Annotated in this window: 11 protein-coding genes and 1 pseudogene; 2 read left to right on the forward strand and 10 right to left on the reverse strand. The window is 25.9% G+C overall.

Going from position 1 to position 12,815, the window contains the following annotated elements:
- Positions 1-8: 8 nt before the first annotated feature.
- Positions 9-1,013 (reverse strand): C45 family autoproteolytic acyltransferase/hydolase, encoded by a 1,005-nt coding sequence (locus A966_RS04275; RefSeq protein WP_008722900.1) that lies wholly within the window; start codon positions 1,011-1,013, stop codon positions 9-11.
- A 266-nt stretch (positions 1,014-1,279) separates the two neighbouring features.
- Positions 1,280-1,711, reverse strand: a complete 432-nt coding sequence (locus tag A966_RS04280) for a PepSY-like domain-containing protein (RefSeq protein ID WP_008722903.1) — start codon at positions 1,709-1,711, stop codon at positions 1,280-1,282.
- 328 nt (positions 1,712-2,039) lie between these two features.
- Here A966_RS04280 and selD point away from each other — a divergent pair, with 328 nt between their 5' ends.
- Positions 2,040-3,116 (forward strand): selenide, water dikinase SelD, encoded by a 1,077-nt coding sequence (gene selD, locus A966_RS04285; protein WP_008722905.1) that lies wholly within the window; start codon positions 2,040-2,042, stop codon positions 3,114-3,116.
- Between the two features lie 594 nt (positions 3,117-3,710).
- Here the strand turns inward: selD and A966_RS04290 are convergent.
- The 8 genes from A966_RS04290 to A966_RS04325 form a co-directional block, all read right to left on the reverse strand.
- Positions 3,711-3,929, reverse strand: a complete 219-nt coding sequence (locus A966_RS04290) for a putative Se/S carrier-like protein (RefSeq protein ID WP_008722907.1) — start codon at positions 3,927-3,929, stop codon at positions 3,711-3,713.
- A gap of 2 nt (positions 3,930-3,931) precedes the next feature.
- On the reverse strand, positions 3,932-5,047 hold the full coding sequence (locus A966_RS04295; RefSeq protein WP_008722909.1) for an aminotransferase class V-fold PLP-dependent enzyme: 1,116 nt from the start codon (positions 5,045-5,047) through the stop codon (positions 3,932-3,934).
- Between the two features lie 12 nt (positions 5,048-5,059).
- Positions 5,060-5,632 carry a sulfurtransferase-like selenium metabolism protein YedF gene (gene yedF, locus A966_RS04300; protein ID WP_008722912.1) on the reverse strand — a complete coding sequence of 191 codons (573 nt, stop codon included), beginning with the start codon at positions 5,630-5,632 and terminating at the stop codon, positions 5,060-5,062.
- Between the two features lie 110 nt (positions 5,633-5,742).
- Entirely contained in the window at positions 5,743-6,237 is a 495-nt protein-coding gene (locus tag A966_RS04305) for a CvpA family protein (RefSeq protein ID WP_008722914.1), read from the reverse strand.
- Positions 6,237-8,189: a methyl-accepting chemotaxis protein gene (locus A966_RS04310; protein ID WP_008722916.1), complete on the reverse strand. Its 1,953-nt coding sequence runs from the start codon at positions 8,187-8,189 to the stop codon at positions 6,237-6,239. The genes A966_RS04305 and A966_RS04310 overlap by 1 nt, the downstream gene beginning before the upstream one ends.
- A gap of 11 nt (positions 8,190-8,200) precedes the next feature.
- Positions 8,201-10,135, reverse strand: coding sequence for a methyl-accepting chemotaxis protein (locus A966_RS04315; RefSeq protein ID WP_008722918.1), 1,935 nt, complete (start codon positions 10,133-10,135; stop codon positions 8,201-8,203).
- A gap of 237 nt (positions 10,136-10,372) precedes the next feature.
- Positions 10,373-11,773, reverse strand: a complete 1,401-nt coding sequence (locus tag A966_RS04320; protein ID WP_008722921.1) for an MATE family efflux transporter — start codon at positions 11,771-11,773, stop codon at positions 10,373-10,375.
- Positions 11,774-11,940: 167 nt separating this feature from the next.
- Positions 11,941-12,462, reverse strand: coding sequence for a hypothetical protein (locus A966_RS04325; protein ID WP_008722924.1), 522 nt, complete (start codon positions 12,460-12,462; stop codon positions 11,941-11,943).
- Between the two features lie 157 nt (positions 12,463-12,619).
- Between A966_RS04325 and A966_RS13555 the strand changes: the two are divergent.
- Positions 12,620-12,815 (forward strand): annotated as a pseudogene (locus A966_RS13555) (hypothetical protein); the annotation flags it as partial.

Genomic DNA, 12,815 nt, shown 5'->3' on the forward strand with positions numbered 1-12,815 from the left:
AAATAAAATCAATAATCAAATTTTAACCTATTATCCTCTTTGAATTTTTTTCTTGAAGGATTTCCTTCTGTTATATATACTTTTTTATTTTTTATTGAGTATATAGAAGACCAAACAGTATCAAAATTAAGTTTTCTATCGTATTGGCATAAAAATCCATACTCTCCTGAAATAAGTTTTTTGGCAAAATTTAAATCATAATCATAATTTTTGAATGCATTTTCCATAGTGATATATCTTTCATTAGAATAAATATCATCTTCAATATTAGTATTATATTCTTTCATAGACTTGCTTACAAAATGATTTGATATAAACACATAATTATTTTTTATTATTTCTATTTTTTTGCAGTTACATTCTATTAATGCAATACTTCCTTCTCTATCTGCTAATATTATATTCTGTGCAGATGAAATTGGAATATTTTTTAAAAACTCTAAAGCCTCATCAACACTACAGCATTTCTCTAAAATATATCTTATTATCATTCCTGCATTAAATCCGTAATCTATTTTTGTAGGATACACAAAAGTTAATGCAGCTGCAAGTCCTTTTTCATTTATACCATCTTCAATTTCTATAAATGCAGTAGTATTGCCTATAAATGAATAAGAACTATTTAATTTATAATACATACTGTCGCAATAATCTTTTATATCTTTTAAAAAATCACTGTTCTTAGCAAGTATTATATCTTCATCAGTTTTGAAAGCAAAAGACGAACATTTATTATCAAAAGTAAATGCATATATTGTAAATAAAAATTCGCATATATTTTTATAATTTATTTTTATATTATTATTTGTATTTAGTCCGTCGGATATTCCTTTTATTTCTTCTATTATTTCAGGAAAAAATTGCTTGTATATTGGCATGCATTTATTAGCAAAATATTTTCTATCATTTGATATTTTAATTTTTTCTAATGGGTTAATATTATTTTTAGAAAGTAATTTACCATATTTAAATCCCGCTTCATAATGACTGCCTTTAAATCTTGAATGATACATTTTATATCTCCAATATGATTATAATTTTTATACAAAGACTAGCATAATAAAAATTTTAAGTAAATATGAATAAAAAATTTTTTTAAGATTAAAAATATAATAAATGTGGCTGGCAGAATAAAACTATAAAAATATATCGATACATTTTTATTTAAACAAAAAAAGAGGAAGCTCTTTTAAGCCCCATCTATTTATTAGTATTTTTCAATAAATAATTAGTATCTTTATATAAATAATCTTTAATATTTGTATTTAATCAGTATTTATCAGTCATCGAATTTCTGTCCCATTAACTGACCATTGCTTGATATGAACAATTCCATAAAGTTATTTAGTTTTACTTTGTAATTTCCCCATTCTTTTTCTACATCTATAACGGCAGCCTGAGGATAAGTATTTCTTATAGTGTTTGCTATATTAGCAGGTAAAGCATTGAAAGGTACAGCATTGTATTCACCATCTATGCTATGCCAATCACCATTGTATAAAAAATCTATTTTAGCACCGTTAGATAATTTTACCTCAAATTTTCCGTCATCTCTTTCTACTTTCCATATTTGTGCATTTGGGTATATCTTTTGTATAAAACTTCTAGCATTTTGAGGAAGTGAAGAAGCTGGTACTACCCAATCAGCAAAGGCACTTGAAGTAGAAATTATAGTTAAAGTTATTAATAAAGCGAATAATTTTTTAGTCATAGTAAATCTCCTTTTCTTTTTATTTTTATTTTTTATCACATGTAAATTATCTTTACAATTATAAGTATAGCCTAAACCATATATTTGTCAATATAATTTACATATAATTTACAAAAAATTTACATAAAGTATATATTTTTACAGATATTGTAATACAAATACAACATATATATTTTTTATAAACCAAATAAAGTAAATAAATTTTACCTTTATAGATAATTAAATATAATATAAACTTTCAAAAAACATTATTTAAATAAAATATTTGAATTTTTCATCGTATAGTATATATTCTATTATCATAAAAATTAATTTATAGGTGTTTATTATGTCAAATATTACAAATAATACGGAAGAAACAAAAGAACAAATAGAATTATTATCATGTGCTTTGGAGGGAGGCTGTTCTGCCAAAATTCCTCCTGATTTACTCGAAAAAACTCTTGCTCCTTTAATGCAGATAAAAACAGATTCAAATTTGCTTTCAGATGTTGATATAGGAGATGATGCAGGAGTTTATAAAATTTCAGATGATAATGCTTTAATATTTACAGTGGATTATTTTCCACCTGTAATAGCAGACCCTTACGGATTTGGGCAAATAGCTGCATGCAACTCTATAAGCGATATTTATGCTATGGGAGGAGAACCTAAATTAGCTTTAAATATTACTATGTTTCCAAAAGATGATTCTTTAAATATATTAGCTAATATGCTTAAAGGCGGACAGGATAAAGCAGCAGAAGCCGGAGTATTAGTTGTAGGCGGGCATACAATAACAGATACAACAGTAAAATATGGAATGGCTGTTATTGGTTTTGCTAATCCAAATAAAATAACTACAAATTCAGCAGCTAAAGACGGAGATATTATAATATTTACTAAACCGCTTGGAACAGGGGCTTGTTTGGCAGCTATGAGACAAGGTCTTATAAAGGAATCTCATATAGAAGATGTATTTGATTCTATGAAGACATTAAATAAAAAAGCCTGCTCTGTTATGAATAAATATAATGTTAAATGTGCTACTGATATCACAGGATTCGGACTCATAGGACATGCATACAAAATGGCTAAAGCAAGCAATGTAACTATAGAGCTTCAATCATCTGCATTGCCTATGTTTAATAAGAGCTATGAAGTGCTTGATATGGGCTGTATACCGGGAGCTGCTTTTACTAATATGCGTTATGTAGGGGACAATATAAAAATAGATGATAATGTTGATTATAATTTAAAAATGCTTTCTTTTGATCCTCAAACCTCAGGCGGATTATTTATATGTGCTGATAAAGATAATGCTGAAAATGTATTAGCTGATTTATGGCGTGAGGGTATTGACTGTGCATGCATAATCGGAAAAGTAAAAAATAAAGAAAAAGAATATATACATCTAATAAAATAGACTTGTTTCAAAACTAATTTTTTATAATTTTGTGGGGACTAGCCCTGCGAAGCACACAGTCGTGCCACGCTCTGCGTGCCTTCGGCAACCCCCACTTCTTTTGTGACGCCTGTCCGCCTTCGGTGTGGCACATACGAAGTACGCCTTCGGCGAGAAGCATACGAAGTACGCCTCACTCTGTGTGCCTTTGGCAGGCGAAAGACTGCATATTTATATACTAAAATAATAATTTATAAAACATGTCAAACATTACTTTATAAATTATAAAATTACGAAATTTTCATATATAATCTTGTCAAGTAGTTTTGAAACAAGTCTATTTTTATTTTACTTAACGCACGGTGAATGAATTTTTATATATAATAAAAATAGCAATTATTATTTTGCTCATATATATAAATATGCTTATCGTGCGGTTAGAAATTCTATAATTTTTTTTAAAACTAGGGTGGGAGTGAAAATAACAGATTAAAATTTTAAAAAAATATGAAACAAAAATGACATAAGCGATAGAAAGCCTATAGGGTAGGATTATAAAAATATTTCTATGAATTTGATTATAATTTTATATGTTTATCTCAGTAATATTAAAAATTATTCCATATCTCTTATGGTCACAACTAATCCGGCAGATTCTAGTAGTGATATAATATATAACTTATCTTTATCTTCTATATCTATAGCCATATTGCATACACCGAATACAGGTTCAGGAGCAGGACGAACAACAACTTCTATTCCAGCATCCAATAAAATTTTTTCAGCCTTAATTAAATCTCTAGGGGTTTGTAAATAACAAAAACTTTTTACCATAATTATTGTCCTAATACATCTATTAAATATTCTAAATCTTCTTTTGTAGTATACGGTGAAAAAGAAAATCTCAAAGCACCTTCATCATTTTTATAAAAGTTATGTGCTAAAAATGAGCAATGAAAACCATATCTGCATTCTATATTATAGTCTTCGTATAGTTTATGGGCAAAATTAGCCATATTTATATTATTGTTAATGGCTGCTATAGAAAATAAAAATCCTTGAGTATATTTATTTTTAGACCATATAACTTTGTATTTATTCATAGTTTCTATTTTTTTTATCGTATCAATTATATCATCTATATTTATATTCCAATTAGGTCTATTTTTTAATGCCGCCAAAAGTCCTATTATTCCAACAGTATTTGGAGTTCCCGCTTCATATATTTCCGGTACACTATAAGGAGTTTCATAACCATCACCAAAACCGCCTCCGAAATATGCAGGATTTAATTTTTCTGGATTTTTAACATAAAATCCCCCTGTTCCTGTGGGACCAAGAAGTCCTTTATGTCCTGTAAAAGCTATAAAATCTATATCCCATTCATCAGCTTTTATATCATGCATACCTACAGCCTGAGTAGCATCTGCAAGCAATGGTACATCTCCTATAGCTTCTTTTATTTTTTTTATAGGCTGTATAACTCCGCTTACATTGCTTTCCATATTAATAATAACCAATGATATTTTTTCTTTTTTTATTATTTCAGTAATAGCATTAATATCTATTATTCCGCCTTCTAAAGATGGTATTATTTCGTACTCTACATTTTTATTTTTACTCAATTTGTATATAGGTCTCACTACAGCATTATGTTCTAAAGCGGATATTAATACTTTACAATGACTTAAATCAAGCCCTGTAAGTATATCATTTATCGATCTAGTAGCTCCGGGTGTAAATACTATATTTGAGGCATTTTTTACTCCCAAAAAATTTTCAGCTAATAATTCTCTGCATTCTTCTATTTTCTGTGTAGTTTCTTTTCCTCTTTTAGTATTAACTCTGCCGTAAGTTCCTCCTACATTTATTAAGAAATTATGCATTTCTTCAGCAACTTCTTTCGGCTTTGGAAAACTAGTAGTAGAGTTATCAAAATAATAATTTTTCATAATACTATTTTTCTATGCCCTTATAACAGCAGAAGCATTAGCCATAGCCTCTATAATACCAAGCATATTAGTTTGTTCTTCAACTTTTATATCATTTAATTCATAGAATTTAACACAAGTACCGCAGAAAAATATTTTTATTCCGGCATCTCTTAATTCTTGCAATAAAGTTTTATACGGCTCCTCAACACCTAAATAAACTCCGCCGTTATAACAATATAATGCTTCCGGTTTTGGATTAGCATCTTTTAATGCTCCTAAAAATGCCTTTAATAATAGTTCTCCTAATTCATCATTTCCTTGTCCCATTACTTTTTTATCCACAACAGCAATTACAGGACCTGAAGATTTTTCTTTATCAGTATCATTAGAAGATAACTCTTTATTTTTAATAATTTTAAAATTTAATCCTTCATTTGTATATGTTATGCCGTTATTTTTTAAAAAGTCTGTAATATTGTGAAATGCCACTTCATCATCTATTAATACTTCTATTTCTTCATTCAAAGCGGCATTTGTTATTGCAGTTTTTGTTAAGATTAATGGTTTTGGACAAGGTACGCCTTTAGCATTTACTGTTTTCATAATTTTACTTCCTTAAATAAATAATTTGTAATAATACGGTATATGATATATTAAAAAAAATTTATTGTCAATTATATGTATAAAATAAGGTTTAGTAAAATAAATTGTTATTATACGATAAAGTTATATATAAAATGTGCCATGTGATTATCTTTTTCAAATGCGTAAAATATATGATGGAATAATTCAAATATATAATTGAGTATAATTGATTTTGAAAATAATTGAGTATTTTCAGGAGATAAAGTTATGATTATACCTACTATAAAATAAATAATAGCACTTGATATAAATAATAATATAGCAGCACCAATTATTCTGTCTGCCCAAGAGAGATATATTATTTTTAATATATCTTTTACACTTTTTTCTACTTTGGAAAGTATTATCCTAGTTATGGAGTAGGTAGCTATTAAAGATATTATTTTTAAGATAAAAGAATGATCAAAATATTTAGACAGATGATTATATATTAATGGTGCTATTATGAATGTTATTATTATTGCTATAACAGGGATAATAATTGATATTAATCCTTTATATAATCCATATATTAAAGCAAAAACTAATATTGCAATTAATATTATATCAATATTACTAAACATTATGATTTCTTAAGTAAAGCTATTATAGGAGCAAATGTAAAGCTGCTTTTCTTTTTATGTGTACTAATAATATTTGACAATGCTTCTATATCTGTATGAGAAAATGAAGAATAATTTCCTATTTTCTTAGTTATTTCATTAAGATCATCTTTAGATTTTATTATATTGTTGAAGTTATTAAATATTTTATATATATCTTGATTTTGGTATTCTATTTTTGAGTTTAGATTATTTTGAACTTCAAGCATAGCAGATATATTCTCTTTTATTGACAATACTATTAGATTTTGATTTACTAATATATTTGACATTACATCATTATACTGCTCTAAAGATTTAAAATGGCTTAGCTTTTTAGAATCATTATTTATATTATTTTCCATTTCTTCAATAAATTTATCTATAGTCTCTAATATTCTATTAATTTCTTTTGTTATTATTTTGCATCTGTCTTTTATATAGAAAGAAGAATTTTCTATCGTAACTAATCCTGCAAATATATCTGTAAGCATTTTCTCTATTGCATCTGTTCCCTTAGATATTTCAAATGACAAAGTACCTATTTCTTTTGCAACTACGGAGAAACTTTTACCATAAAATCCAGCCTTAGATGCCTGAATTCCAGCATTAATAGATAAAAGATTTGTTTTATTTGTGATATCTTTAATATATTCTATTGTATTATATATAGATTCTGTAATGTTATTTACATCTTTGAACTGATTTGCTGATTCTATTATTGCATTTAAAAATTTATTTGAAGTTTCTTTAAAACTTTCTTTTATAAGTCTTAAATCATTTTTCAATGTCATTATTTGCTCATTAGAAAAATCAGATTCTTTCATATTAGAAATAGTTTGATTTAATACTCTAAAGTGATCTTGCATTTGTGATTTATATTTATCAAAGAATGTAAATATAGTATTTGTATATTTCAAACCGTCTTTTATGATATTTTTCTTGCTATTTTTAGCATCCATTAATTTATCATTAGCTTCTAAAATGGAATCTATTTTAGAACTGATTATATTGTATGCATCTTTTGCTTCTTTATCTATTTCAAAAACAAACATAGATGTATCCATTAAATTTCTATCTATAATATTGAGTTCTTCTGATATTTTATCTATATTGGTTAATGTTTTAAGGTTTAAATGTAATTTGTTATTTAATATACTTTCTTTTTTTATTGACTCAAGAGCATTTTTAGCAAAAGATGAAAATATTGATATAGACCTGAATGATGATGATATTACTATAGCAAATCCTACTCCGTCAAAATCTATATTATCTGTAATTTTTTCTAAATATAAATATCTTACTATTAATATTAATGCTATAACTATAGAAATTATTAGAAGCATATTAGATTTATAATCAAAATTAATTATCATATCCGCCAAAGTTGATATAAACATAATTAAAAATACTGATAATATAATATAATTCTTAAATACATAAAATAATCCTTCTGGTTTTATATAGTATGAATTAGTTACTGTATCGTAGTAGTTAATTGTAGTTTTAAAAAAGATTTTAGGATATATTATACTCGAAATTATTAATGCTGCGGACAATACAAGTACAATTATAAATATAGCATTATTTACATTTATAAGGTTTTTATTTTCTGATATAAAACTTCTAGAGTTTATAGGCATTAATATTATTGCCAATAGCAATAATATATTATTTGCTAAATATAGAACTGTTGCTGTATTTTGATTAGTTTTATAAGTACCCAAAAATATTATAATAAGAGATATAATATTATATACTAATATAAATAGTAAAGTAACTGAAATAGTGATATATATACCTTTTTTTGTTTTTATAGATAATAATAAATACATCATCATAAAAACAGCCATTAGAGAAATACCTATAATGGGTGCTAATAATTGTATTACTGTTATATTGTAGCCGTATATTAAACTTGAAAATATATTCATAACTATTCCTTCTACATAACTTTAGAGTATTCAGATACTTTACTTTCTAAATCATTTGTATATTCTAAAAACTTTTTCATCTCTTCATTAAGTTTATTAGTTATAGATTCCAAATCATCAGATGTTGCCAAAAGTTTATTCATATCTCTCATAATATTTTTTATTTCTAAATTTTCTGCAGATGCTTTATCTGATATATCAATTATATAATCATTTATTTCTTCTATTCTAGTTTTTATATTCAAAAAGTCATTTTCTTCATTAATAATAATATTTGTCATATTTGATATTGAATTATGCATTTTATCAGTATTTTTTATGATATTCATATTATAATCATTTTGTTTTTCCATACTAGTATTGAATTTATTTATTCTATCATAATGTATGGAAATTTCTTCTGATAATTGAGACATATTATTATTAATATTGTTGCTTGAGTATGTATATTTTTTAAATATGTCTTCTATTCCGAATAATAGATTTTGCATTCTATTTGTAGCCTGAGAAGTTTCATTTACTAGTTCGCTGACTTCCTTAGATACAACACTGAAATTATTATGCCATTCTCCTGCTTTTGACGCTTGTATACTTGAGTTTATGGCAAGAGTTTTTGTTTTATCTGACATATTTGTCATAAATGATATTATTTTATTTATTTGGAAATTTAATTGATTAAAGCTTTCTGATTTAGAGAATTCTTTAATGAAATTATTTTTTTCTGCTTCTAAATTCTTTTGCAAATCCTCAAACATTGCTGTTATATTTCTGCTTTGAGCTTGTAAAGCATATATTTTTTCTACAGATTCATGCAGTTTTACATTAGACTCCTCAAGTGTTTTTTTCTGCAATTCCACAGAGGCCTGCAAATTTGGGTATGTTTCTATTAATTCATTTATTTTTGTTATATTAATTTTTCCATCATTTATTTGGAAATTTTCTATAGTGATGAATTCATTTGTATATTCTATAACCCTATTTATATCATTTTTCAAATTATTAATAGTGGAGTATGTATTTTCTACTTTACTTACCAAGTTATTAACAGATTCAGAGAAATTGGCTTTTAATTCAGATAATTTTTCAGATGTATTTATGGCAGTATTAATTATTATAGAGTCCTGAGCTTTTATACCTTCTAAATCATAAGATTGATTTGTTTTCTTGTATACAGCTGAAATAAATCTGCTTATAGATGAATATATCATTATTATATTAAATATAGCATAAACTAAAGTAATTCTGCTAAATGTTGAATTTTTAAAAACTAAGAAATTACTTGAATATTTGGTATATATTGATATACCATTAAAATCATCAAAAAATGCTAAAGATATTAATACAATTAATACCAATAAAAGAATATTTTCTTTAATTTTTTTATTTACAGTCATTTCATATATAAATGAACATATAATTACAAAACAATATATAGTAAATACGAAATCTCTAAGTATATATACTGTTCCCAATTCTCCTCTGCTTTTTATACTATTTTTCATAGTTTCACTCAATGTACTCATAGGCTGAGTTGTTGATATAAAAAGCTGAGGATATAATAGTGCTATGGCACATAAAAGTATTAATATAAATACAATAGCTATATATAATTTATCTAGTACAAAATGGAAATGTTCGCTTAAAGTTAATTTGCTTCTTATATACATCATCCATGGTATGATAGTCAGCGAAAGGGCTAATTGTTCAAATTTATACATATTAAGTGCTAAATAATTATTCTTACTGTATAAAGAAATTATTATATTTGATGCTTCCAATCCTGAAAATAAAAAAGATAGAAAACCTAAAAGCAATACGATAGCCTGTGTTTCTTCATATAGCTGAAAATATATATAAGCATATAAGATTATACCAACTATTGATATTATAGTTGCTATAACAGGAATTCCTAGTTCTAATGTTATAAGAGAAAAATTGTAATCCATAAATCCTCTGTAATCAATCAAATGATATATTATAAATACTATTATAAGTTAATTTTAATATATTAAAAGTATAAAAAATAAAATTAACGAAAAAACAAAATACCGTTTATATGTTCGGAATTAGTTTATCAAGTATTTACTTTCTTATAATAATTTTTTAATTTGAATAATTATCTAATCTATTGAGAAATAAATATATATTATAGTTATTAACTTACATATCAAACATAAATAATATTACTCAGTGAGTTTTTTAACCCATCTTTCTCTTTTCAGCATTATAACCCCAACTGTAATTTTGGCAAAGTCAGTTAATTTAGCTATACCGAACATAGCTACAGGACCGACAGAAGTAAATTTTGCCAATATTAAGGCTAAAGGGGCAAACATAAGTAATGATACAGGAACATCAACAGCAAAACCAAATATGGTATCACCTCCAGCCCTTGAAACAGCAAATTGAGCATTAATATATGTCCATACAGGCATATAGCAGGATATAAGTATTACTAAATTTCTTGTTATTGCCTGAGCATCTATTGTAAGTTTAGAAAAAATAAAAGGGATTAATAGGGTAGAGGACATTTGTACTAATCCAACAACTAAACCTGCTATAATAGATCCGTTTAATATCCATCTTGCTTTATTTTTGGCATCTTCCAACTCTCCTCGTCCAAGTGTACCGCCTACAACTACCATAGTAGATACAAATATACCCTGAAAAACCAAGTAGAATATATTTGCTATAGTGAATCCTGATGCCATACCTGCAACTGTTTCGGCTCCGCCTCTGCTGTTATATAAAGCCGTCATAAACATTTCGCTTAATCCCCAGCTTATTTCACTTAAAAATATTAAACTTGATTTTTTCAGCATTGAATAAAATACATCTAATTTTACTTTAAGTATTTCTCTAGTTCGTACATAAAATTTTTCATGACGAAGTTTTATATATACTATAAACAAAATCATTTCTATTATTCTAGCTATCAGTGTAGCAATAGCAGCCCCTGTTTCTTCTAGTCTTGGAGCTCCGAAATTTCCATATATAAGTATATAGTTTCCTATAGTATTGCAGAATGTAGCTATTACCGATATTATTAACGGTATATGAGGTTTGCCTATCTCTCTGTATGAAGTTCCTATGGCACCGGATATTGATATTGGTATAAAAGTAAATGCTATTATACTCATATATTTTGTACTTGATATCAGTATTTCTTCCTGAGAGGCATTTCCCCTAGTCATTAGACGCATAAATATTTCAGGATTGATTATCATTAGTATCATATAAGAAATAGAAATAACAAGAGGAAGTATTACTTTAAATCTAAATGCCTGCTGCATACCTTCTTTATTGTCAGCACCATTATTCTGTGCCATATATATACCGCCTGCCGCGTAGCAGGTATTGAGTATTACCAAGTATATAAAATTTAATTGATTTGATACATTCACAGCAGCCATTTTTGTATCTCCTAATTCTGCTACCATGAAATTATCTATTAATGATACCATTCCCATTATAAGCTGCTGAAGCATTACAGGTACGGCAATAGATATGCATAATTTATAAAAATCAAAATTTCCAAAAAGAGTTTTTTTACCTGTATTAAATTTATTTGAATTGGTATTCATGATATAATCTCTTTTAATAAAAAACTAAAGTATAAATTTAGTATGATTAATAAAAACGAAATGTAATATATAGCTATTTTTATATTTGTCAATATGATTTATATGATTTTTTTGATGTTTTAGAAAAATATTAAATATCTACCGTGTATATAATCTTATTTATTTTTTTATATTGCATCTTGCATTTCATTATAAAGTCTAATCAACTCATTTGCAGCATCTTTTTTTACCTTTAAATTTTTAAATCCTTCATCAGTCTCTACTCTTATATCAGTTAAAACTTTCATTTCTCTTATAGTGTTTTCAGCATTTATACTGTAACTTCTATCTACATAAGCTGTATCCATAAAATATATAGAAGTACCATATATTATTTCGCTTTCTGTTTTAGGCATAAGAGATGTATACTGTAGAATTAAATAAGTATCATCTTCAAATTTCAATACAATTTTACTATTTTCTGATATATTAAATGAGTTGTCTGCAATGTACTCTACTTCCAATATTATATTATTAGGATCATTTGCACTTTTAAATCTGAATTTGATAGTTTCTGACCAATAACTCATGGAAATATAATCTGTTTGATAGATTTTCTGTTCATAAAAAGAATCATTTATTAAATGTACTTTTGCAGCACATGATGATAATGTTAGAATAAATATAAAAAGCAGTATTATTTTTTTCAATATTTTCTCCAAATGATTGAATATCTTATATATATATATATATATAACCTATTTATTTTTTATAAATAAAACATATGGTTTATAATTAATATTATTGACATTTATATATTTTGTGTTATATTATTTAATATGAAATACATAATTATAGGAGTGTTATATGGAACTAAAAAAAGTTTTTGCCTGCGGAGTTAGTTGGGGTGATGGTAAGCCTTCATATTTTGAAGAGTTTAAAAAGAATAATTCTGCTATATTAGGAAGCTACAACAGAAGAATAGAATATTTTAGAGATTTACAAGTTGGTGATTTAATAGCAGCAAAAGAAGGTTTTAAAATAATAGCTATAGGAGAAGTGT

It is taken from the genome of Brachyspira hampsonii 30446 (assembly GCF_000316195.1).
Classification (GTDB): Bacteria; Spirochaetota; Brachyspiria; order Brachyspirales; family Brachyspiraceae; genus Brachyspira; species Brachyspira hampsonii_C.

Coding starts and splice junctions, on each gene's coding strand:
- A966_RS04275 (WP_008722900.1), bottom strand. CDS start 1,013: ATGTATCATTCAAGATTTAAAGGCAGTCATTATGAAGCGGGATTTAAA.
- A966_RS04280 (WP_008722903.1), bottom strand. CDS start 1,711: ATGACTAAAAAATTATTCGCTTTATTAATAACTTTAACTATAATTTCT.
- selD (WP_008722905.1), top strand. CDS start 2,040: ATGTCAAATATTACAAATAATACGGAAGAAACAAAAGAACAAATAGAA.
- A966_RS04290 (WP_008722907.1), bottom strand. CDS start 3,929: ATGGTAAAAAGTTTTTGTTATTTACAAACCCCTAGAGATTTAATTAAG.
- A966_RS04295 (WP_008722909.1), bottom strand. CDS start 5,047: ATGAAAAATTATTATTTTGATAACTCTACTACTAGTTTTCCAAAGCCG.
- yedF (WP_008722912.1), bottom strand. CDS start 5,632: ATGAAAACAGTAAATGCTAAAGGCGTACCTTGTCCAAAACCATTAATC.
- A966_RS04305 (WP_008722914.1), bottom strand. CDS start 6,237: ATGTTTAGTAATATTGATATAATATTAATTGCAATATTAGTTTTTGCT.
- A966_RS04310 (WP_008722916.1), bottom strand. CDS start 8,189: ATGAATATATTTTCAAGTTTAATATACGGCTACAATATAACAGTAATA.
- A966_RS04315 (WP_008722918.1), bottom strand. CDS start 10,135: ATGGATTACAATTTTTCTCTTATAACATTAGAACTAGGAATTCCTGTT.
- A966_RS04320 (WP_008722921.1), bottom strand. CDS start 11,773: ATGAATACCAATTCAAATAAATTTAATACAGGTAAAAAAACTCTTTTT.